Annotated in this window: 22 protein-coding genes; 14 read left to right on the top strand and 8 right to left on the bottom strand. The window is 67.0% G+C overall.

The window, feature by feature from the left end; translation table 11 throughout:
- Positions 1 to 8 precede the first annotated feature (8 nt).
- Genes lptC through kdsD form a run of 3 tightly spaced genes read right to left on the bottom strand, consistent with a single transcriptional unit; the run spans position 9 to position 2,146 of the window.
- The gene (gene lptC / locus G3N96_RS12115) at positions 9 to 623 is read right to left on the bottom strand and encodes an LPS export ABC transporter periplasmic protein LptC (RefSeq protein WP_089426348.1); all 615 of its coding nucleotides are present in this window, start codon (positions 621 to 623) and stop codon (positions 9 to 11) included.
- Positions 624 to 626: 3 nt separating this feature from the next.
- Positions 627 to 1,163, bottom strand: a complete 537-nt coding sequence (locus G3N96_RS12110) for an HAD family hydrolase (protein WP_124582795.1) — start codon at positions 1,161 to 1,163, stop codon at positions 627 to 629.
- Positions 1,163 to 2,146 carry an arabinose 5-phosphate isomerase KdsD gene (kdsD, locus tag G3N96_RS12105; RefSeq protein ID WP_039345999.1) on the bottom strand — a complete coding sequence of 328 codons (984 nt, stop codon included), beginning with the start codon at positions 2,144 to 2,146 and terminating at the stop codon, positions 1,163 to 1,165. Before kdsD ends, G3N96_RS12110 begins: the two co-directional genes overlap by 1 nt.
- Before the next feature lie 125 nt (positions 2,147 to 2,271).
- Here kdsD and G3N96_RS12100 point away from each other — a divergent pair, with 125 nt between their 5' ends.
- The 5 genes from G3N96_RS12100 (at position 2,272) to purU (ending at position 7,415) form a co-directional block, all read left to right on the top strand.
- On the top strand, positions 2,272 to 4,278 hold the full coding sequence (locus tag G3N96_RS12100; protein ID WP_089426656.1) for a monovalent cation:proton antiporter family protein: 2,007 nt from the start codon (positions 2,272 to 2,274) through the stop codon (positions 4,276 to 4,278).
- Between the two features lie 81 nt (positions 4,279 to 4,359).
- Positions 4,360 to 4,926: an adenine phosphoribosyltransferase gene (locus G3N96_RS12095; protein WP_011353218.1), complete on the top strand. Its 567-nt coding sequence runs from the start codon at positions 4,360 to 4,362 to the stop codon at positions 4,924 to 4,926.
- Positions 4,927 to 4,969: 43 nt separating this feature from the next.
- On the top strand, positions 4,970 to 5,584 hold the full coding sequence (locus tag G3N96_RS12090; protein WP_059233178.1) for a LysE family translocator: 615 nt from the start codon (positions 4,970 to 4,972) through the stop codon (positions 5,582 to 5,584).
- Between the two features lie 6 nt (positions 5,585 to 5,590).
- The gene (locus G3N96_RS12085; RefSeq protein ID WP_206137360.1) at positions 5,591 to 6,457 is read left to right on the top strand and encodes a DUF4743 domain-containing protein; all 867 of its coding nucleotides are present in this window, start codon (positions 5,591 to 5,593) and stop codon (positions 6,455 to 6,457) included.
- 73 nt (positions 6,458 to 6,530) lie between these two features.
- Positions 6,531 to 7,415: a formyltetrahydrofolate deformylase gene (gene purU / locus G3N96_RS12080; protein WP_124582789.1), complete on the top strand. Its 885-nt coding sequence runs from the start codon at positions 6,531 to 6,533 to the stop codon at positions 7,413 to 7,415.
- 118 nt (positions 7,416 to 7,533) lie between these two features.
- Here purU and G3N96_RS12075 read toward each other — a convergent pair whose 3' ends face one another.
- A complete protein-coding gene (locus G3N96_RS12075; RefSeq protein WP_174973068.1) occupies positions 7,534 to 8,619 on the bottom strand; it encodes an AI-2E family transporter in 1,086 nt (361 codons plus the stop codon).
- A gap of 250 nt (positions 8,620 to 8,869) precedes the next feature.
- Positions 8,870 to 11,755 (bottom strand): excinuclease ABC subunit UvrA, encoded by a 2,886-nt coding sequence (gene uvrA, locus G3N96_RS12070; protein WP_206137359.1) that lies wholly within the window; start codon positions 11,753 to 11,755, stop codon positions 8,870 to 8,872.
- Between the two features lie 274 nt (positions 11,756 to 12,029).
- Between uvrA and G3N96_RS12065 the strand changes: the two genes are divergently transcribed.
- The 9 genes from G3N96_RS12065 to G3N96_RS12025 all read left to right on the top strand — a co-directional run bounded on the left by G3N96_RS12065 (position 12,030) and on the right by G3N96_RS12025 (position 19,846).
- Positions 12,030 to 13,217, top strand: a complete 1,188-nt coding sequence (locus tag G3N96_RS12065) for an MFS transporter (protein ID WP_089495657.1) — start codon at positions 12,030 to 12,032, stop codon at positions 13,215 to 13,217.
- A gap of 101 nt (positions 13,218 to 13,318) precedes the next feature.
- A complete protein-coding gene (locus G3N96_RS12060; RefSeq protein WP_206137358.1) occupies positions 13,319 to 13,870 on the top strand; it encodes a single-stranded DNA-binding protein in 552 nt (183 codons plus the stop codon).
- Between the two features lie 120 nt (positions 13,871 to 13,990).
- Complete coding sequence (gene mug / locus G3N96_RS12055; RefSeq protein ID WP_124582954.1) at positions 13,991 to 14,539, top strand: G/U mismatch-specific DNA glycosylase; 549 nt, start codon at positions 13,991 to 13,993, stop codon at positions 14,537 to 14,539.
- Entirely contained in the window at positions 14,526 to 15,149 is a 624-nt protein-coding gene (locus tag G3N96_RS12050; protein WP_206137357.1) for a DNA-3-methyladenine glycosylase, read from the top strand. The genes mug and G3N96_RS12050 overlap by 14 nt, the downstream gene beginning before the upstream one ends.
- A gap of 102 nt (positions 15,150 to 15,251) precedes the next feature.
- A complete protein-coding gene (locus G3N96_RS12045) occupies positions 15,252 to 16,016 on the top strand; it encodes a ParA family protein (protein ID WP_011353208.1) in 765 nt (254 codons plus the stop codon).
- Positions 16,017 to 16,515: 499 nt separating this feature from the next.
- Complete coding sequence (gene phaP / locus G3N96_RS12040) at positions 16,516 to 17,100, top strand: TIGR01841 family phasin (RefSeq protein ID WP_206137356.1); 585 nt, start codon at positions 16,516 to 16,518, stop codon at positions 17,098 to 17,100.
- A 292-nt stretch (positions 17,101 to 17,392) separates the two neighbouring features.
- The gene (locus G3N96_RS12035) at positions 17,393 to 18,574 is read left to right on the top strand and encodes an acetyl-CoA C-acetyltransferase (protein ID WP_039360208.1); all 1,182 of its coding nucleotides are present in this window, start codon (positions 17,393 to 17,395) and stop codon (positions 18,572 to 18,574) included.
- 217 nt (positions 18,575 to 18,791) lie between these two features.
- Entirely contained in the window at positions 18,792 to 19,535 is a 744-nt protein-coding gene (gene phbB, locus G3N96_RS12030) for an acetoacetyl-CoA reductase (protein ID WP_041492959.1), read from the top strand.
- A gap of 104 nt (positions 19,536 to 19,639) precedes the next feature.
- The gene (locus tag G3N96_RS12025) at positions 19,640 to 19,846 is read left to right on the top strand and encodes a hypothetical protein (protein ID WP_206137355.1); all 207 of its coding nucleotides are present in this window, start codon (positions 19,640 to 19,642) and stop codon (positions 19,844 to 19,846) included.
- 87 nt (positions 19,847 to 19,933) lie between these two features.
- On the opposite strand, the gene G3N96_RS12020 is transcribed toward G3N96_RS12025, so the two are convergent.
- The 3 genes from G3N96_RS12020 to G3N96_RS12010 all read right to left on the bottom strand — a co-directional run.
- Positions 19,934 to 20,281, bottom strand: a complete 348-nt coding sequence (locus tag G3N96_RS12020) for a hypothetical protein (protein WP_206137354.1) — start codon at positions 20,279 to 20,281, stop codon at positions 19,934 to 19,936.
- A complete protein-coding gene (locus tag G3N96_RS12015) occupies positions 20,265 to 20,774 on the bottom strand; it encodes a hotdog family protein (RefSeq protein WP_206137353.1) in 510 nt (169 codons plus the stop codon). The genes G3N96_RS12020 and G3N96_RS12015 overlap by 17 nt, the downstream gene beginning before the upstream one ends.
- Positions 20,774 to 21,403 (bottom strand): beta-ketoacyl synthase chain length factor (locus G3N96_RS12010; protein WP_206137352.1); only part of this gene is annotated, 630 nt, incomplete at its 5' end. The genes G3N96_RS12010 and G3N96_RS12015, both read right to left, overlap by 1 nt.

Below are 21,403 nucleotides of genomic sequence, written 5' to 3'. Positions count from 1 at the left end.
GGGATGCGTCACTTGGGTTGAGCTTTCGAGCCGCCGGACGTGTCCTGCGCGGCGATCGTGCCGCGCACGTTGCCGTAAAGCTCGATGACCCGGGTGACGTTGTTGTACTTCATGCCGTCGGTCGCGTTGACGAGCGACAGGCCGCGCTGAAGTTTAACCGGCTTTTCGGTCTGGATCACATCATCATTGACGAAGATCCGGAAATGCTGGGAATCGGCCTGCATCTGCGGATCGCCGCCGCCGGCCGCGCGCAGGATGCGCGCGTCGTCGTACAAGTCGACGATCGACACGTCGCCGTTGACGGTGCCGCGCTTCGAGGTGGTCGTCACGACCGGCTTGCCGGGCTGGAACGCGCGCATGGCCGGATCGGTCAGGTCGCTGTCTTCGGTGTCTTCGTAATGGATCAGCTTCGCGGCCGTCAGCCGGTACTGGGTCGCGCCCGACTGGTCGAGCTCGGTGACCGAGAAGTTGTCCGCGAAATAGTCGGGCGTGTGGCGCTTCGGCTGCACGGTGCCCTCGCCGGGCGGCGGCAGCGTGGCCTGCAGCAGCCACCAGGTGATGCCCGCGAGCGCGGCGACCGCGACGAGCGGCAGCAGCTGGGTCCAGCGGAAATGCGTGTTCATCCGTCAGGCTCCGCAGGCGGCCGCGAGCAGCGCGTCGTAGCGGCGCTGCGCGCGCAGGATCGCGTCGCAGACTTCGCGTACGGCGCCATGGCCGCCGCGGGCCTCGGCCACCCAGTGCGCGCGGGCGATCACCTCGGGGTGCGCGTTCGCGGGGGCCGTCGCGAAGCCGCAGCGCAGCATCACGGGCAGGTCGGGCCAGTCGTCGCCCATGTAGCCGCACTGCTCGGCGGTGAGGCCGAGCGACGCGATCAGGTCGGTGAACACGGCGAGCTTGTTCTCGACGCCCTGGAACAGGTGCGCGATCTTCATTTCCTTCGCGCGCGCCGCGACGATCTCCGAGCGGCGGCCCGTGATGATCGCGGTCGCGATGCCGGCTTCGCCGAGCAGCTTCACGCCGTGGCCGTCGAGCGAATTGAACGACTTCATCGCGTCGCCGGCCGAGGTAAACAGCAGGCCGCCGTCGGTCAGCACACCGTCGACGTCGAAAATCATCAGCTTCACGCGGCTCGCGCGTTCGGCCGCAGTCAGCGCTGCGCTCATCAGATCACCTTCTTCGAAAACAGGTCGTGCATGTTCAGCGCGCCGATCAGCACGCCGTCGGCATCGACCACCAGCATCTGGTTGATCCGGTGGCGCTCCATCAGTTCCACGGCCTCGACCGCCAGGTGATCCGGTGCAACCGTGCGCGGGTCGCGCGTCATCACGTCGGTGATCGGCAGCGTGCGGAAGTCGCCGTCGCGCGCGAGCACGCGGCGCAGGTCGCCATCGGTGAAGATGCCCGCGACCTTGCCGCCGGCGTCGACCACGGCGGTCATACCGAGGCGTTTCGCGGTGATCTGGAACAGGGCGTCCGACAGCGTCGCGTCGAGCCCGACGGACGGGACGTCGTCGCCCGAGCGCATCACGTCGCGCACGTAGGTGAGCAGGCGCCGGCCGAGCGCGCCGCCCGGGTGCGAGCGTGCGAAATCCTCGGAGCCGAAGCCGCGCGCGTCGAGCACCGCCACGGCGAGCGCGTCGCCGAGTGCGAGCGCGGCGGTCGTGCTTGCGGTGGGCGCAAGGTTCATCGGGCAGGCCTCTTTCGAGACCGCGGCGTTCAGGTTCACGTCGGCGAGCGTGCCGAGGCTCGATTCCGCGCGGCCCGTGATCGCGATCAGCTTCGCGCCGATCCGCTTCACGAGCGGCAGGATCGCCACGAGTTCTTCGGATTCGCCGGAATAGGAGATGCCGATGAAGACGTCGTCGGAGGTGACCATCCCGAGGTCGCCGTGGCTTGCCTCGGCCGGATGGACGAAGAAGGCCGGCGTGCCGGTGCTGGCCAGCGTGGCCGCGATCTTGCGGGCGATATGCCCCGATTTGCCGATACCGGACACCACCACGCGGCCGCGGCAGCCGAGCAGCAGTGCGACGGCCTGGACGAAGCCGCCGTCGAGCTGGTCGCGCAGCGCGCGCACGGCGTCCGCCTCGATGTCGAGCACGTCGCGGGCGAGCGCGAGCGCCCGGTCATCATTGATTTTCGCTATCATGCGCGGAGTATAGCAAAGGCGTTTGTTCGCCGCGCCGGGCCTTCGGACTCGTCCGAGGTCGCCTGACCACCGCCACCACCCGCGCCCGCATTGCCGTGGCCCCGACGAACGAGGACGCTTCGCCCGTGATTTCCCCGCTCGAAATGACCCTGCTGCTGCTGCTGGCCTCAGTGGTGGGCGTCGTCGTATTCCGCTCGTTGAACCTGCCGCCGATGCTCGGCTACCTGACCGTCGGCATCCTGGTCGGCCCGCACGCGTTCGGCATCGCGGCGGATCTGGAGCGGGCCGAGCATCTCGCGGAATTCGGCGTGGTGTTCCTGATGTTTTCGATCGGCCTCGAGTTCTCGCTGGCGAAGCTGAGGGCGATGCAGCGGCTCGTGTTCGGGCTCGGGCTGCTGCAGGTCGTCGCGACGCTCGTACTCGCGCTCGTGCTGGGCATGCTGTTCGAGCACTGGGTGCACATCACGTGGCAGGGCAGCATCGCGCTCGGCGGCGCGCTCGCGATGTCGTCGACGGCGATCGTGTCGAAGATGCTCGCCGAGCGGCTCGAGATCGAGACCGAGCACGGCCGCAACATCTTCGGCGTGCTGCTGTTCCAGGATCTCGCGGTGGTGCCGCTGCTGATCGTGATCGCCGCGTTCGGCGCCGAGTCGTCGAAGGACCTCGCGATCACGCTCGGCTTCGCGGCCGTCAAGATCGTGATCGCGCTCACGCTGCTGCTGGTCATCGGCCAGCGCTTCATGACACGCTGGCTCAACGTCGTCGCACGGCGCCGCTCGCAGGAACTGTTCGTGCTGAACCTGCTGCTCGTCACGCTCGGCGCCGCGTTCATCACCGACCGCTTCGGCCTGTCGCTCGCGCTCGGCGCGTTCATCGCGGGGATGCTGATCTCCGAGACGCCGTTCCGCCATCAGGTGGAGGAGGACATCAAGCCGTTCCGCGACGTGCTGCTCGGCCTGTTCTTCGTGACGACCGGGATGCTGCTCGACCCGCGCGTGATCTGGGAGCACCCGTTCCTCGTGCTCGGTTTCTTCGTCGGGCAGATCCTGTTCAAGGGGACGATGATCGCCGGGCTCGCGCGGCTGTTCGGCGCGACGCCGGGCGTGGCGATGCGCACCGGCATCGGGCTTGCGCAGGCCGGCGAATTCGGCTTCGTGCTGCTGAACCTGATCCTCGACCGGCATCTCGTCGATTCGACGCTGCTGCAGGCGATCCTCGCGTCGATGCTGCTGTCGATGCTCGCGGCGCCGTTCCTGATCCAGAACGCCGACCGGATCGTGATGCGGCTGTCGTCGACCGAATGGATGCAGCAGTCGCTGCAGATGACGCGGATCGCGACGCAAAGCCTCAAGCAGCGCGGCCACGTGATCATCTGCGGCTACGGCCGTGCAGGGCAGAACCTGGCGCGGATGCTCGAACAGGAAGGCATTTCGTACGTCGCGCTCGACCTCGACCCCGATCGCGTGAGCGCGGCCGCGGCGGCCGGCGAATCGGTCGTGTTCGGCGATGCGGCGCGCCGCGAGTCGCTGCTCGCGGCCGGTATCCACCGCGCGGCGGCGGTGGCAATCACCTATGCGAACACGCCGTCCGCGCTGCGCGTGCTGCATCACGTGCACGAACTCGAGCCGACGCTGCCCGCGATCGTGCGCACCGTCGACGATGCCGATCTCGAGAAGCTGCTCGCGGCCGGCGCGACCGAGGTGATTCCGGAGATCGTCGAGGGCAGCCTGATGCTCGCGTCGCACACGCTGGTGCTGGTCGGCGTGCCGATGCGCAAAGTCGTGCGGCGCGTCGAGGAGATGCGCGACGAACGCTACAGCCTGCTGCGCGGCTATTTCCGCGGCGCGGACGACGCGGACGACGACGACCACGAGCAGGTGCGGCTACAATCGGTGCCGGTCGATGCGCGCGCGGACGCGGTCGGGCGTTCGCTGGAAGAACTGGGGCTGTATGCACTCGGGCTCGAAGTCACGGCGATTCGCCGGCACGGTATCCGCGGCGTCGAACCCGATCCGCAAACCAAGCTGCGCGCGAGCGACATCGTCGTGCTGCGCGGGCTGCCCGAGGCGCTCGCGCTCGCGGAGGAGCGGCTGTCGCGCCATCGGCGCGAACCGCCAGCCGCGGCCGCCTGAGCCGCGCTGGTTTGATAACCTGACCCGTATTTATTCGAAACGGTGCCCGATCTTCGCGCACCGTTTTTTTCGGAGAGTTTCATGCCGCATTCGTCGTCGGGCGCACCGCTCGATCCGGTCGCCTTCATCCACAGCCAGATCCGCACGGTGCCCGACTGGCCGCAGCCGGGCGTGATGTTCCGCGACATCACGACGCTGCTGCAGAGCCCGAAGGCGCTGCGCATCCTCGTCGACCTGTTCGTCGAGCGCTATGTCGATGCGAAGCTCGACTATGTCGCGGGCCTCGATGCACGCGGCTTCATCATCGCGCCGATCGTCGCGTACGAACTGAGCGTCGGCTTCGTGCCGATCCGCAAGGTCGGCAAGCTGCCGTACAAGACGCGCTCGGAATCGTACGACCTCGAATACGGCAGCGCGACGGTCGAGATCCATGAAGATGCGTGCCGCCCCGGCGACCGCGTGATCATCATGGACGACCTGATCGCGACCGGCGGCACGATGATGGCGGGGCGCAACCTGCTGCAGCGGCTCGGTGCGGAGGTCGTCGAAGGCGCGGCGATCATCGACCTGCCCGATCTCGGCGGCTCGGCGCTGCTGCGCAACGCGGGACTGCCGGTTTATACCGTCACCGAATTCGCCGGCCACTGAACGCCGGCCAGCCTGAGCTTCCACGTTACGCAGCGAGGTCACGATGCCCAACTTCATGCTGTTTCTCGCCACGTCGATCGCAATCACGTTCGCGCCGGGGCCCGACAACCTGCAGGTGCTCGCACGCGGCATCTCGCAGGGCCGCGCGGCCGGCTTCGTCGCCGCGCTCGGCTTCACGGCCGGGATCCTGTTCCATACGACGCTCGCGGCGCTCGGCGTCGCGGCCGTGCTGCGTTCGTCGCCGGTCGCGTTCCAGATCCTGAAGCTCGCGGGCGCCGCATACCTCGTGTGGATCGGCATCAAGGCGCTGCGCAGCCAGGGACTCTCGAATGCGCACGCGCGCCCGCCGCAGCCGCTCGGCACGATCTTCCGGCAGAGCGTGATCGGCAACCTGATGAACCCGAAGGTCACGCTGTTCTTCGTCGTGTTCCTGCCGCAGTTCGTCGATCCGCACGGCGCGCAGAGCGTCACGCTGCAGATGTTCGAACTCGGCGCGCTGTTCATGCTGCAGACGGCCGCGGTTTTCTCGCTGTTCGGCGTCGGCGCGGGCATGATCGGCGCATGGCTGAAGCGCCGCCCGAAGGCCGGCGTGTGGCTCGACCGGATCGCCGGCGCGACGTTCATCGCGATCGGCATCCGCGTGGCGCTGAAGGACTGACACTCGATGACGTTTCCGTGCATTGCGGCTGCGCGCCGCTTCGATCCCGCTGCGCACCTGCGTTTCGAGATTGCCGGCCAGGCGGTCGGCTGGGTGCGCCGCGACGACGTTGCGATGCTGGCGCGCTGGCCCGACGTGTTCGAGCTGACCGGCGAGCGTGTCGCGCTGTCGGCACGCTACGACTCGGTCGACGCACGCAGCATGGCGCTGACGAGCGCGATCGGCGCGCTCGCGGCCGAAGGCGCGATTCCCGGCTGGCGCGACGAGATCTACGCGATCCGCAACCGCTTCGACGATCCGCCGCTCGCGTACATCGAGCGCGCCGCATCGCGCTTCTTCGGCACGCAGACTTACGCGGTGCATCTGAACGGCATCGTAGAATATGCGGTTGCGCCGGGCGAGCCGTCCGCCGCGGCCGTCCCGCAGATGTGGCTCGGCCGCCGCAGCGAGACCAAGGCAACCGACCCCGGCATGCTCGACAACGTCGTCGCCGGCGGAATCGGCTGGGGCCTGGGCGTTCACGAGACGCTCGCGAAGGAATGCTGGGAAGAAGCCGGCATTCCGGCCGAACTGGCCGCGCGCGCGATCGCGGGCCGCGCGGTGCAGGTGCTGTGCTCGTTGCCGGAAGGCACGCAGTCCGAACTGATCTTCGTGTACGACCTGCCGCTGCCGCGCGACTTCGCGCCGCGCAACCAGGACGGCGAAGTGGCCGAGCACCTGCTGGCCGGCGTGCCCGAGGTGATCGGCTGGCTGCGCGCCGGCCGCGCGACGATGGATGCGAGCCTCGCGACGCTCGACACGCTGCTGCGCCACCGCTGGATCCCGGCGGCTGACGCGGCGGGCATCGACGCCCTGTTCGCACCGGCCGCGTGACGCGTGCCGCGCACGCAGCCTGGCTGCGCGAACGGGCAATTTGACGAATACGGAAACGAAGGGAGTAGCGGTCATGCCGACCGATCACAGCTTTATCTTGAAACTGTCGTGCCCCGACCGGCACGGCATCGTCCATGCGGTCACGGGCTTCCTGTTCGAGCGCAGCAACAACATCCTCGATTCGGCGCAGTTCGGCGACAGCCGCACCAGCGAGTTCTTCATGCGCGTGCACTTCGTGCAGGACGGCGGCGGCGCGGATGCCGCGACGGCGCTCGACACGCTGCGCCGGGAGTTCGCCCCGCTCGCCGAGCAGTTCTCGATGCGCTGGGAAATGCACGACGCGGCCGTGAAGCCGCGCGTCGTGATCATGGTGTCGAAGATCGGCCACTGCCTGAACGACCTGCTGTTCCGCTATCGCACCGGCCAGCTGCCGATCGAGATCCCGGCGATCGTGTCGAACCACAAGGAGTTCTACCAGCTCGCCGCGAGCTACAACATCCCGTTCCATCACTTTCCGCTGATCGGCGGCTCGTCGGATGCCGCGAAGGCCGCACAGGAAGCGCGCGTGCTGGAAGTGATCGACGAGCACCAGGCCGATCTCGTCGTGCTCGCGCGCTACATGCAGATCCTGTCGCCGAACCTGTGCAAGCAGCTCGCCGGCCGCGCGATCAACATCCATCATTCGTTCCTGCCGAGCTTCAAGGGCGCGAAGCCGTACTACCAGGCGTTCGATCGCGGCGTGAAGCTGATCGGCGCGACCGCGCACTACGTGACGACCGATCTCGACGAAGGCCCGATCATCGAGCAGGAAGTCGAGCGCGTCGACCACAGCATGACGCCCGACCAGCTGACCGCGATCGGCCGCGACGTCGAATGCGTGACGCTGGCGCGCGCGGTGAAGTGGCACGTCGAGCACCGGATCGTGCTGAACGGGACGAAGACGGTCGTGTTCCGCTGATGTGTTGAATGCCGATTGCCGATTGCCGGCCGTCGGCTGGCGGGCAATCACAAACAAAAACGCCGCGCCCTTCACGGGGCGCGGCGTTTTTTTTATCGCTATTGGCGGGCGGGCGGCTTCAGATCAGCCGCAGCAGGTACAGCTCGCGCTTCAGGTACGCGTAGAAGATCGGCGCGGCGATCACGCCCGGCAGCCCGAACGCGGCTTCCATGATCAGCATCGCGAGCAGCAGCTCCCATGCACGCGACTCGATCTGGCCGCCGATGATCTTCGCGTTCAGGAAGTATTCGAGCTTGTGGATGACCACGAGGAACGCCAGCGACGCGATCGCGGTGCCCATGCTGACCGACAGCGACACGGCGACGATCAGCGTGTTCGAGATCAGGTTGCCGATCACGGGCAGCAGGCCGACGATGAACGTGACGAGCACGAGCGTTTTCGACAGCGGCAGCCGCTGGTGGAAGATCGGCAGCGCGACGAGCAGGTAGATGCCCGTGAACACCGCGTTGATCGCCGAGATCTTGATCTGCGCGAACACGATCCGGCGGAATGCGTCGGCGAAGCGCGACACGCGCGTGACGAGCGCCGTGGACAGCGGCCGGCGCACCTTGCCGTGCTCGACGCCGATCGCGATCATCGCGCCGATGATCATCCCGAACAGCACGTGGCCGAAGCCGCGCGCGACGCTCTTGCCGCTTTGCTGGAGCTGGTCCATGTGCGAGTGCATCAGCACGGCGGCCTTCGTCTTCATCTGCTCGACGTCGACGGGTAGCAGGTTCGCGATCCAGGCCGGCGTGCGGGCGCGGGTCTGCTCGACGATCTGCATCAGCTGGTCGAGCAGGCTTTGCAGGTTCGGCACCGTGCGCTCGAAGTGTTCGATGATGCCGATCGTCAGGCCCGTCAACGCGCCGACGATCGCGATCGACAGCAGCACGACGGCGACCCAGCGCGCGCGCATGCTCGTGGTGTGGCGTTCGATCACGGGAGCGATCGTGTGGATCAGCTGGTAGACCAGCAGGCCGGCCAGCAGCCCGCCGAGCAGCTTGAGTTCGATCACGAGCCACATCGCGAGGATCGCGAACGCATAGCTGCCGATCTCGAGCGCCGACAGCTTCGGCAGGCTGAAGTCGCTCGTCAGCCGCACGCTGCGCAGGTGCGGTTCGCGATTCTGCGCATCGCGCGACGAGTCTGGTTGCTTCTCCATCGTGGATTCCTGTCGTTCGTGTGTCATGCCGCGGAATGCGCGGCAGAGCCGTGTTCGCCCGGCGCCGCACCGGATTGGTGCGTACGGCGAACCTTACGACCGTAAAGTATAGCTGCCATTATGGTCCGCAACGGGGCCGTTTGGCGCATGGTGTAAACGCAGGAGGGAAAACGAGAAGGGGCCGGTTCGGCGGTGCGCAAGGGCGCGCGGCCGGGCGGCCGCGCGCGGGAAGGGAGGCAGGCGGGACGCGTCAGCCGGCCGCGACCTTGCGGGCCGTGCGCTTGAGCAGCGGCGCGAGGTATTTGCCGGTAAAGCTCGCCTTCGTCTTCGCGACCTGCTCGGGCGTGCCCTGCGCGATGATCTGGCCGCCGCCGGCACCGCCTTCGGGGCCGAGGTCGATCACCCAGTCGGCCGTCTTGATCACGTCGAGGTTGTGCTCGATGATCACGACCGTGTTGCCCTGGTCGCGCAGCCGGTGGATCACTTCCAGCAGCAGGGCGATGTCGTGGAAGTGCAGGCCGGTGGTCGGCTCGTCGAGGATGTACAGCGTGCGGCCGGTGTCGCGCTTGGAGAGCTCGAGCGACAGCTTCACGCGCTGCGCCTCGCCGCCCGACAGCGTCGTGGCCGACTGGCCGAGGCGGATGTAGCCGAGGCCGACGTCGAGCAGCGTCTTCAGCTTGCGCGCGATGACCGGCACCGCGCTGAAGAACTCATACGCGTGCTCGACCGTCATGTCGAGCACTTCGCTGATGTTCTTGCCCTTGTACTGCACCTCGAGCGTTTCGCGGTTGTAGCGCTTGCCGTGGCACACGTCGCACGGCACGTAGACGTCCGGCAGGAAGTGCATTTCCACCTTCAGCACGCCGTCGCCCTGGCACGATTCGCAGCGGCCGCCCTTCACGTTGAACGAGAAACGGCCCGGATCGTAGCCGCGCTCCTTCGAGGTCGGCACGCCCGAGAACAGCTCGCGGATCGGCGTGAACAGGCCCGTATACGTGGCCGGGTTCGAGCGCGGCGTGCGGCCGATCGGCGACTGGTCGACGTTGATCACCTTGTCGAAGTGCTCGAGGCCCTCGATCGCCTCGTGCGGCGCCGGCTCTGCCGACGAGCCGTACAGGTGGCGCGCGACCGCGTGATACAGCGTGTCGTTGATCAGCGTCGACTTGCCGGAGCCCGACACGCCGGTGATGCAGGTCAGCAGGCCGACCGGCAGCTCCAGATCGACGTGCTGCAGGTTGTTGCCGTGCGCGTCGACGATGCGCAGCATCCGCTCGGGATCGGGGGCCAGCCGCTCGTCCGGATACTCGATCGTGCGCTTGCCGACCAGGTACTGGCCGGTGAGCGACTGCGGATTCGACTGCACCTGCTTCGGCGTGCCCTCGGCCACGATCACGCCGCCGTGCTCGCCGGCGCCCGGACCCATGTCGACGACGTAGTCGGCGGTGCGGATCATGTCCTCGTCGTGCTCGACGACGATCACCGAGTTGCCGAGGTCGCGCAGGTGCTTGAGGGTCGCGATCAGGCGGTCGTTGTCGCGCTGGTGCAGGCCGATCGACGGCTCGTCGAGCACGTACATCACGCCCGTGAGGCCCGAGCCGATCTGCGACGCGAGCCGGATGCGCTGCGCCTCGCCGCCCGACAGGGTTTCCGCGCTGCGCTCGAGCGACAGGTAGTCGAGGCCGACGTTGTTCAGGAAGGTGAGGCGCGCGACGATTTCCTTGATGACCTTGTCGGCGATCTCGCGCTTCGCGCCGTCGAGCGACAGCCCGTCGAAATAGCCGAGCGCGTCGCGCAGCGGCCAGCCGCTGATTTCGAAGATGCCGCGCGCGTAGTCGCCCGTGCCGATCCGCACGTGGCGCGCTTCGCGGCGCAGGCGCGTGCCGTCGCACGACGGGCACGGCTGGTTGTTCTGGTACTTCGACAGCTCTTCGCGCACCGCGACCGAATCGGTCTCGCGATAGCGGCGCTCGAGGTTCGGGATGATCCCCTCGAACACGTGCTCGCGGATCGTCGTGCGGCCGCGCTCGTTGATGTACGAGAACGGGATCGTCTGCTTGCCCGAGCCGAACAGCAGCACCTTCCGGATCTTTTCCGGCAGATCCTCGAATGCGGCGTCGATATCGAATTCGTAGAACGCCGCGAGACTCTGCAGCATCTGGAAGTAGAACTGGTTGCGGCGGTCCCAGCCTTTCACGGCGCCGGCGGCGAGCGACAGCGACGGGTGCGCGACGACCCGCTTCGGGTCGAAGAACGTGATCTGGCCGAGGCCGTCGCATTCCGGGCACGCGCCCATCGGGTTGTTGAACGAGAACAGGCGCGGCTCGAGCTCCTGCAGCGAGTACGAGCAGATCGGGCACGCGAACTTCGAGCTGAACAGGTACTCGCGGTCGGTGTCCATCTCGAGCGCGATCGCGCGGCCGTCGGCGAGGCGCAGCGCCGTCTCGAACGATTCGGCGAGCCGCTGCTTCATGTCCGGGCGCACCTTGAGACGATCGACGACGACGTCGATCGTGTGCTTGTCGTTCTTCTTCAGCTTCGGCAGCGACTCGACCTCGTAGATCTTCGCGACGCCTTCGTTCGCGGCGCCGCCGCCCGAGCGCACGCGAAAGCGCACGAAACCCTGCGCCTGCATGTCCTCGAACAGCTCGGCATGCTCGCCCTTGCGGTCCGCGACGACGGGCGCGAGGATCATCAGCTTGGTTTCCTCGGGCAGCGCGAGCGCCGCGTCGACCATCTGCGACACGCTTTGCGCTTCCAGCGGGATGTCGTGGTCGGGGCAGTACGGCGTGCCGACACGTGCGAACAAAAGTCGCAGGTAGTCGTGGATTTCCGTGACCGTGCCGACGGTCGAACGCGGGTTGTGGGACGTCGCCTTCTGCTCGATCGAGATCGCCGGCGACAGGCCTTCGATCAGGTCGACGTCGGGCTTCTCCATCAGCTGCAGGAACTGGCGGGCATACGCGGACAGGCTTTCGACGTAGCGGCGCTGGCCCTCGGCATAAAGGGTATCGAACGCGAGCGACGACTTGCCCGACCCGGACAACCCGGTAATCACGACCAGCTTGTGGCGCGGCAGGTCGAGATTGACGTTTTTCAGGTTGTGGGTACGCGCCCCACGGATGCGGATCTGTTCCATGAACCTGGCGAAAATGGAGGGAACCAAACCTGCTACTATAACGGCTTTTCGAGGCCGTCGTTTGGGGTCCCCAGCCTTAGCAGCAGGTGGCAGCAAGATGGCGCCTGCGCCGGGAAAAGCGGCCGCAGCGGCCGCGCCGCGCGGTTCCGGGCGGCCTGCGGGCTGCCTGAATCCTGCCCCGACGTGTTGCCGGCCAAGCCTCCCGGGCCACTGGTCCTGATCTTCCGCCGCCCGGTGTCGGGCGGGCATTCCGATCATTCGAAATTCATTCCCGATGTCCAATCCGTCTGCCACGTCTTCCCGCATGACCGCGCCCGAATTGCGCGCGACCACGTCGCTCGCGGCGATCTTCGCGCTGCGCATGCTCGGCCTGTTCATGATCATGCCGGTGTTCTCGGTCTACGCGAAAACCATCCCGGGCGGCGACAACGTGCTGCTCGTCGGCATCGCGCTCGGGGCCTACGGCGTCACGCAGTCGCTGTTCTATATCTTCTACGGCTGGGCGTCCGACAAGTTCGGCCGCAAGCCGGTGATCGCGACCGGCCTCGTGATCTTCGCGATCGGCAGTTTCGTCGCCGCGTCCGCGCACGACATCACGTGGATCATCGTCGGCCGCGTGATCCAGGGGATGGGCGCCGTGTCGTCCGCGGTGCTCGCGTTCATCGCCGACCTGACCTCCGAGCAGAACCGCACGAAGGCGATGGCAATGGTCGGCGGCTCGATCGGCGTGTCGTTCGCGGTTGCGATCGTCGGTGCGCCGATCGTGTTCCACTGGGTCGGGATGAGCGGGCTGTTCGCGATCGTCGGCGTGCTGTCGATCCTCGCGATCGGCGTCGTGCTGTGGATCGTGCCCGATGCGGCCAAGCCCGTGCACGTGCCCGCGCCGTTCGGCGAAGTGCTGCACAACGTCGAGCTGCTGCGCCTGAACTTCGGCGTGCTGGTGCTGCACGCGACGCAGACGGCGCTGTTCCTCGTCGTGCCGCGCCTGCTCGTCGACGGCGGCCTGCCGGTCGCCTCGCACTGGAAGGTCTACCTGCCGGTGATGGGGCTCGCGTTCGTGATGATGGTCCCGGCGATCATCGTCGCGGAAAAACGGGGCAAGATGAAACCGGTGCTGCTCGGCGGCATCCTGGCTATCCTGATCGGCCAATTGCTGCTGGGCAGCGCGCCGCATACCATCCTGATTGTGGCAGCGGTTCTTTTCGTCTACTTCCTCGGCTTCAACATCCTGGAAGCGTCGCAGCCGTCGCTCGTGTCGAAGCTCGCGCCCGGTTCGCGCAAGGGCGCGGCCACGGGTGTTTACAACACCACGCAGTCGATCGGGCTCGCGCTCGGCGGCATCGTGGGCGGCTGGCTGCTGAAGCACGGTGGGGCCAATACGGTCTTCTACACGTGTTCGGGGCTCGTTGCCGCGTGGCTTATAATCGCGGCCAGCATGAAAGCGCCGCCGCGCAAGGCCTGAACTCATTTCGGGCAGGCACCGGCGACTTTCGCCGGCTTGCCCGGCGGGCCGCACCGACAGCATGAGCGGGCGGCCCGGCATCGAATTTACTGGAGAAACACATGGCATCCGTCAACAAGGTCATCCTCGTCGGCAATCTCGGCGCCGATCCTGAAGTCCGTTACCTGCCGAGCGGCGACGCGGTTGCGAACATCCGTCTCGCGACGACCGACCGCTACAAGGACAAGGCGAGCGGCGATTTCAAGGAAATGACCGAGTGGCATCGCGTCGCGTTCTTCGGTCGCCTGGCGGAAATCGTCAGCGAATACCTGAAGAAGGGTTCGTCGGTCTATATCGAAGGCCGCATCCGCACGCGCAAGTGGCAGGGTCAGGACGGCCAGGATCGTTACTCGACCGAAATCGTCGCTGACCAGATGCAGATGCTCGGCGGCCGCGGTGCGGGCGGCGGCGGCGGTGGTGGTGGCGGTGACGAAGGCGGTTATGGCGGCGGCTACGGTGGCGGCGGCGGTGGCCGTGGCGAGCAGATGGAACGTGGCGGCGGCGGTCGTGCCGGCGGCGCAGCGCGTGGCGGTGCAGGCGGCGGCGCGCAAAGCCGTCCGAGCGCACCGGCAGGCGGCGGCTTCGACGAGATGGACGACGACATTCCGTTCTGATCGGCAAGTCGGCATCCCGCATCACGATGGCCCGAACGTCCGAGTCAAGCCAGCTGCTTGGCCCGGCCTTCGGGCCTTGTTTCGTGTGCGTTTCGATGTTCCTTGCGCGCCAGGCAAACCGTGGCTGACGAACTTCCCGACCTCATCGCTCCGCATCTCGACGTGCTGTTTTGCGGGATCAACCCCGGCTTGACCGCGGCCGCGACCGGGCATCACTTCGCCGGGAGAAGCAACCGCTTCTGGCGCGTGATCCATCTCGCGGGCTTCACGGCGGCGGAAATTTCGCCGCAGGACGATCGCGCGATTCTTCAATATGGCTGCGGCCTGACCGCGGTGGTGAAGCGGCCGACCGCGAGCGCCGATCAGCTTTCGCGCGCGGAATTCATCGCCGCGGCTGCCGAGTTCGACCAGAAGCTGGCGCGCTACGCGCCGCGCTTCGTCGCTTTTCTCGGCAAGGCGGCGTACTCGGCGCTTTCCGGGCAGCGAGCAATCGAGTGGGGGCTGCAACCGGCCCGGATGCAGGGGGCGAGCGTCTGGGTGCTACCCAATCCCAGCGGGAGAAACCTCGCGTTCGGTCTCGACGATCTGGTCGACGCCTACCGTCAGCTTCGTCTGCAGGCGAAGGCCGTTTCCGGTCTTCAACCGGAGCGGCAGGATGCGGCGCAGTGAAACCGCGCCCCGGTGGCCGGGCGCCGTGCTGCCCCGCGCATTCTTCGACCGAGTCGCCACCGACGTCGCGCCGCAACTGCTGAACAAGATCCTCGCGGCCGCGGACGGCCGGGCCGGGCGGATCGTCGAAGTGGAAGCCTATGCCGGTGCGATCGACCCGGCTGCGCATACCTACCGCGGCAAGACGCCGCGCAATGCGACGATGTTCGGGCCACCCGGGCACCTGTACGTCTATTTCACGTATGGCATGCACTGGTGCTGCAACTGCGTGTGCGGCCCGGATGGCACGGGAACGGGCGTGCTGATCCGTGCGCTCGAGCCGCTGCACGGGCTCGAGCAGATGCGTGCGGCACGGCCGCCGCAGACGCGCGATCGCGACCTGTGCCGGGGGCCGGCGCGGCTGACCCAGGCGATGGGGATCGGCGGCGCGCAGGACGGTGTCGACCTGATCGGCGCGCACGAAGGGTTCGCGATCGTCGACGATGGCATCGCGCCGCCCGCTGATCTGGCGGGCGGGCCGCGCATCGGCATTCGTGTCGGCACGGATCTGCAGTGGCGCTGGAGCGTGCCGGGCAACCCGTACGTATCGGGGCCCGTGACGCGCCGCTGAGACACCCCGTGCCGGAATGCGCACAATTCGACCTGCGTCACGCGACCGCCATTATTGACCGGCTAAGCTTGCCTTTTCGACCTATTCGATCGAGGAGACACCATGCGGCGGGTCGTATTCAACCAGAAGGGCGGCGTGGGCAAATCGACGATCGTCTGCAACCTGGCGGCGATCAGCGCGAGCGAAGGGCTGCGCACGCTCGTCATCGACCTCGATGCGCAGGCGAACTCCACACGCTATCTGCTCGGCGACGCCGCACCCGACGCGCAGCCAGGTGTCGCCGATTTCTTCGAAACCGCGCTGACCTTCAATTTCCGCCCGGTCGACGTCGCGTCGTTCATTCATCCGACCCCGTTCGAAGGGCTCGACGTGATGCCCGCGCATCCGGAGCTCGACACGCTGCACGGCAAGCTCGAGTCGCGCTACAAGATCTACAAGCTGCGCGATGCGCTGAACGAGCTCGACACCTATGACGCCGTGTACATCGATACGCCACCCGCGCTGAATTTCTATACGCGCTCGGCGCTGATCGCGGTCGAGCGCTGCCTGATCCCGTTCGACTGCGACGATTTCTCGCGCCGTGCGCTGTACACGCTGCTCGAGAACGTGAAGGAAATCCAGCAGGACCACAACGCGGCGCTCGAGGTGGAAGGGATCGTCATCAACCAGTTTCAGCCGCGGGCGAGCCTGCCGCAGCGGCTGGTCGACGAACTCGTCGAAGAAGGGCTGCCGGTGCTCGCGTCGAGGTTGTCGGCGTCGGTGAAGATCCGCGAGTCGCATCAGCAGTCCAAGCCGGTGATCCATCTGGAACCCGGGCACAAGCTCGCGCAGGAGTTTCTCGCGCTGCATCGAGAACTGGCCGGCTGATACCGCATTTGCCTGACGATACCGCGGCCGCATCATGCGGCCGCTTTTTATTGCGACCGCAATTCATCCGATCATTGATTGCGTCATTAATAATCCCGAAAACGATTTCATATAAATCCAGAAAAAACGATTACATCGGTGGCCGCTCCATTTTCAATGCGCCCCGGTTTTCTAATAAACGGAATAATGGATTGGTAAATGTTGCGCGACGTCATGATCCGTTATCCTGTAACAAGGTAAAAATGCATTGCGGGACAGAGTGATGCGCGGCCCCGTCTGCGATGTCGACGTGCTACGGGTTCCAGCAGTCGTCCCGGATAGGAATAAGGGTTTACACCTATCATTAATGCCGTTTAATTGACAATTAATCGATCTAGAATGAGTTCCTTCACCTTCCCGCACTCAAATAAGTGACGGGTTGTCAATAAGGAAGCCCGCTGTCGATCCGGCTTCCAATTTCTTTGCGTCGTCTCTCGCATTGCCAACAGGAGCGTGCCCGATGTCCGTATTTGCCCCCGAAAAAATCAACGCCGAATATCAATCCGGTATTGCAGCGTGGTTTGCGATTGCCCGTCCGGCAATCCAAGGTTTCGAGGCTGTCGTCGAACTCAACCTGCAAGCGGCCCGGACGGCGCTCGAGGAATACGAGGACAAGCTGAAGAACGCATTCAACAGCAACAATCCGGCCGCGGGTTTCGCGCAGCAGGTCGCCGCACCGCAGGAAGCGGCCGGCAAGGCCGTGTCGTACGGCCGCCATCTGTTCGACATCGCGGTGTCGACGCAGTCCGAATGGGCGAAGGTCGCGCAAGCGCAATACGAACAGAACGACAAGCGCCTGAAGGACGTGCTGGGCGAACTGTCGAAGCATGCGCCGGCCGGCTCGGCGCCGGTGGTGGCCGCGCTGAACTCGGCGCTGTCGGCGGCGACCGCCGCAGCCGATTCGGTTCGTGCCGCGACGGGCCAGGCGATCGAAGCCGCGCAGAGCGGCTTCGATGCGGTCAGCGAAACGGCCGCGCGTGGCGCGAAGCAAACGGCTGCCGCCGCACGCAAGGACGCCGCGGCCGCACGCGAGTCGGCTGCGTAATCGCGTAGCCACGCAAGCACGTGTCGCGCACGGGCGCGACACGATTGATCGGCGCCGGATGGCGCCGGACGCCACGTGTGCCACGTGGCGTCCGGCGAATGTCCGGTTTGCCGCAAGACGCCGGTGAACCGGCGAGCCGTATCGGTGTGCCGCCCGTTCGAACGGGTGCCGCGCGCCGTACTGCGGCGTGCGACCGCTATCGAGCCGAATGGCCCGGGATGCGCGATCGCCAGCCGAGGCCGGCACGCGCCGGCGTCAGAACGACGAACTGATTTCGATGCAGGAACTGGACATGACGGATGTAGTGATCGTATCGGCCGCGCGGACCGCGGTCGGCAAATTCGGCGGTTCGCTTGCGAAGATTGCGGCGCCCGAGCTGGGCGCGACGGTGATCCGCGCGGTGCTGGAGCGTGCGGGCGTGAAGCCCGAGCAGGTCAGCGAAGTGATCATGGGCCAGGTGCTGACGGCCGGTTCCGGGCAGAACCCGGCACGGCAGTCGCTGATCAAGGCCGGGCTGCCGACGGCAGTGCCGGGGATGACGATCAACAAGGTGTGCGGCTCGGGCCTGAAGGCCGTGATGCTGGCGGCGAACGCGATCGTCGCGGGCGACGCGGAGATCGTGATCGCAGGCGGCCAGGAGAACATGAGCGCGTCGCCGCACGTGCTGCCGGGCTCGCGCGACGGGTTCCGGATGGGTGACGCGAAGCTGGTCGACACGATGATCGTCGACGGCCTGTGGGACGTGTACAACCAGTACCACATGGGCATCACGGCGGAGAACGTCGCGAAGGAATACGGGATCACGCGCGAGGAGCAGGACGCGTTCGCGGCGTTGTCGCAGAACAAGGCGGAAGCCGCGCAGAAGGCCGGCCGCTTCGACGATGAAATCGTGCCGGTGGCGATTCCGCAACGCAAGGGCGAGCCGCTGCAGTTCGCCACCGATGAATTCGTGCGTCACGGCGTGACGGCGGAGTCGCTGGCCGGACTGAAGCCGGCGTTCTCGAAGGACGGCTCGGTGACGGCGGCGAACGCGTCGGGGCTGAACGACGGCGCGGCGGCGGTGCTGGTGATGTCGGCGCAGAAGGCGGCGGCACTGGGCCTGACGCCGCTGGCGCGGATCAAGGCGTACGCGAACGCGGGCGTGGATCCGAGCGTGATGGGGATGGGCCCGGTGCCGGCATCGCGCCGTGCGCTGGAGCGCGCGGGCTGGACGCCGGGCGATCTGGACCTGATGGAGATCAACGAGGCGTTCGCGGCGCAGGCGCTGGCGGTGCACAAGCAGATGGGCTGGGACACGTCGAAGGTGAACGTGAACGGCGGGGCGATCGCGATCGGCCACCCGATCGGCGCGTCGGGCTGCCGGATCCTGGTGACGCTGCTGCACGAGATGGCCAAGCGCGATGCGAAGCGCGGGCTGGCGTCACTGTGCATCGGCGGCGGGATGGGGGTCGCGCTGGCAGTCGAGCGCGCCTGAGCAGGGTCTGACGACTCGTCCCGCGTGCGGCAGCGGCCAGCACCGCACGCGGGCGAAGCGGTTTTCGCGCACGACAAGCAGTGAACAACACGCGCGAGGTGCCGGTGCGTGCCGCGCCCGCGACGCGGGCGGCTGCGCATCGAAGCGGTGGGGCGGCAGCCTGAGCGACGCCGCCGCTCCGCCTTGATCGATTACTTTTTTGTCGGTAATTAATAGGATGACTAAGCGAATTGCAGTAGTGACTGGTGGAATGGGCGGCCTCGGCGAAGCGGTCAGCATCAGGTTGAACGACGCAGGCCACCGGGTAGTCGTCACGTATTCGCCGAACAACACCGGCGCGGATCGCTGGCTGACCGAGATGCACGCGGCCGGCCGCGAGTTCCACGCGTACCCGGTGGACGTGGCCGATCACGATTCGTGCCAGCAATGCATCGAGAAGATCGCGCGGGACGTCGGCCCGGTCGACATTCTCGTGAACAACGCGGGCATCACGCGCGACATGACGCTGCGCAAGCTCGACAAGGTCAACTGGGACGCGGTGATCCGCACCAACCTCGATTCCGTGTTCAACATGACGAAGCCGGTCTGCGAAAGCATGGTCGAGCGCGGCTGGGGCCGCATCGTCAACATCTCGTCGGTGAACGGCTCGAAGGGGTCGGTCGGCCAGACCAACTATGCGGCCGCGAAGGCCGGCATGCACGGTTTCACGAAGTCGCTCGCGCTCGAGATCGCGCGCAAGGGCGTGACGGTGAACACGGTGTCGCCGGGCTACCTCGCGACGAAGATGGTCACGGCGATCCCGCAGGACATCCTCGACTCGAAGATCCTCCCGCAGATTCCGGCGGGCCGGCTCGGCAAGCCCGAGGAAGTCGCGGCGCTGGTGGCTTACCTGTGCTCGGAGGAGGCCGGCTTCGTGACGGGCTCCAACATCGCGATCAACGGCGGCCAGCACATGCATTGACCCGTGGCGGTCCGGCGGCGTGCGCGCACCGGGCCGCGTTCCGCACGATCCAGTGCCGGGGCGGCGGCAGGCGCGCCGCTTCGGCTTCGTATTCCGGAGAAAGCATGGGCGATACCTGGATGGGACTCGTAATCGGCGGCACGGCACTGGCCGTCGCGCTGACGATGGCAGTCTCGCTCTACTGGCTCGAGCGGCGTCGTGCGCGGCTGCTGCGCAACTTCGATCATCGCGATTGCTCGCTCGTCGCGTACGGCAGGTGCTTCGCACGCGAGCGGGCCCGGCCGGCACGCCGCCTGCGCGGCGCGCGTTGACGGCGGCATCGCGGCAGTGACGCGTCACGCCTGACGAGCGGTCACGCATCGCGCGCATGCCTGCGGCGATGCGCGCGATGCCTTTGATCAATCGTTCTTTTCGCTCTTTCCACCCGACTCGCCCGAGTCGTTCTTGTGGAAGATCCGCTTCGTCGTGCGCTTGGTGGCATCCCAGCCTTCGCGCGACGCGTGTGCGACCCCGTGCCCGACCGCCTTCGCGGCGCTCGCGGTCGCGTGGCCGAAGCTGCGGGCCGCCTCGCCGGTCTTGTGCGCGGCTTCCTTCGAATCGCGCTTGATGTCCTGCTTCACTTCCGACATGTCCGCGTGCGCGATCGGGCTGATCAGCGCCAGAGCGAGCGCGGTGCCAATGAACTGACGAACTTTCACGACCTGGTTTCCTTCTCTTGAGTAAGCGGCTTCATCGAGGATTCGCATCGCCGGCCGGCGCCGGACCTGGGCGAAGCGCACGGGCCTCTGACGCGTCGAGCATCACGGCGGCGCGGCCGGACAGCAGCACGCGATCGCCGCAGCGCAGCGCGAAGCCGTACAGCACCGAGCGGGCGTCGCCGCTCACGCGTTCCGCTTCGACGACGAGCGGCTGCGCGAACGTGTCGAGCCGGTCGACGAACGCGTCGACGTTGCGCACGCTCGCCAGATAGCCGACGCGCGGGCGCGCTTCGTGTGCACCGAGCAGCGCGCCGTGCACGGCCATCGCCTGCGCCGCGTATTCGATCCCGCAGACGGACGCGAGCCGGCCGTGCGAGCGCAGCGGGTTGCGCGGATCGCGGTGGCTCGTCGCGGTGCAGCGGATGCGGTCGGCATCCCACGCATCGACCGTATCGAGCACGCACATCGCGCCGCCGTGCGGAATGTGCGCGGCGATCCACGCGTGGTCGAGCGGCGGTGCGAGCGGGATCGTCGCGGTCATCACGCGCGCTCCGCGAACGTATCCGGCATCGCGACGTCGACCTGGACGCGCGTATCGGCCAGGTAGTCGAGCACGACGCGCGTCGAACGCCGCGCGGCGATGGCGTCGAGCAGCGGCAGCGCGCGCGCGGCCGGATTGCCGGCGCGTAGTGCGTCGAGCTCGGCATGCGCGAGCGGCGTGGCGGGTGCGTCGGCGAGCTGCACGTCGATGCGGGCGAGCGCGCGTTCGCTTGCTTCCGGTGCAAGCACGAGTGCCGCGCCGAACGCGTCGCCGATCGGCCGCACCGCACGCAGCGGTTCCGGATAATCGGTGTCGTACGCGATCAGCAGTGTCGGCACGCGATCGACCACGACCTGACACAGGCTTTCCAGCAGGCCCGCGGCAAAGCTGCCGTCGTGCGCGCACAGCACGTTCGACGTCGCCGTCGCGCGGGTCGCGATGCTCCAGTAGCCGGCCGGCGCGTTGTGCACGGAGTTGTGGAAGCGCGTCGGCGACAGCTGGCGATCGTCGCCGGCCAGCGTCTCGCAGATCGCGTGGCAATTCTGGCCGTCGCCGCCCGACGCGCTGAACACGGTCGCAAGCGTCGCGGCATCGCGTCCGCTCGCGGCCACCGCTTCGTGGCCGACCGA

This window comes from Burkholderia sp. Se-20373 (assembly GCF_017104705.1).
Lineage (GTDB): Bacteria > Pseudomonadota > Gammaproteobacteria > Burkholderiales > Burkholderiaceae > Burkholderia.
This window is presented reverse-complemented; position numbering and strand designations above follow the sequence as displayed.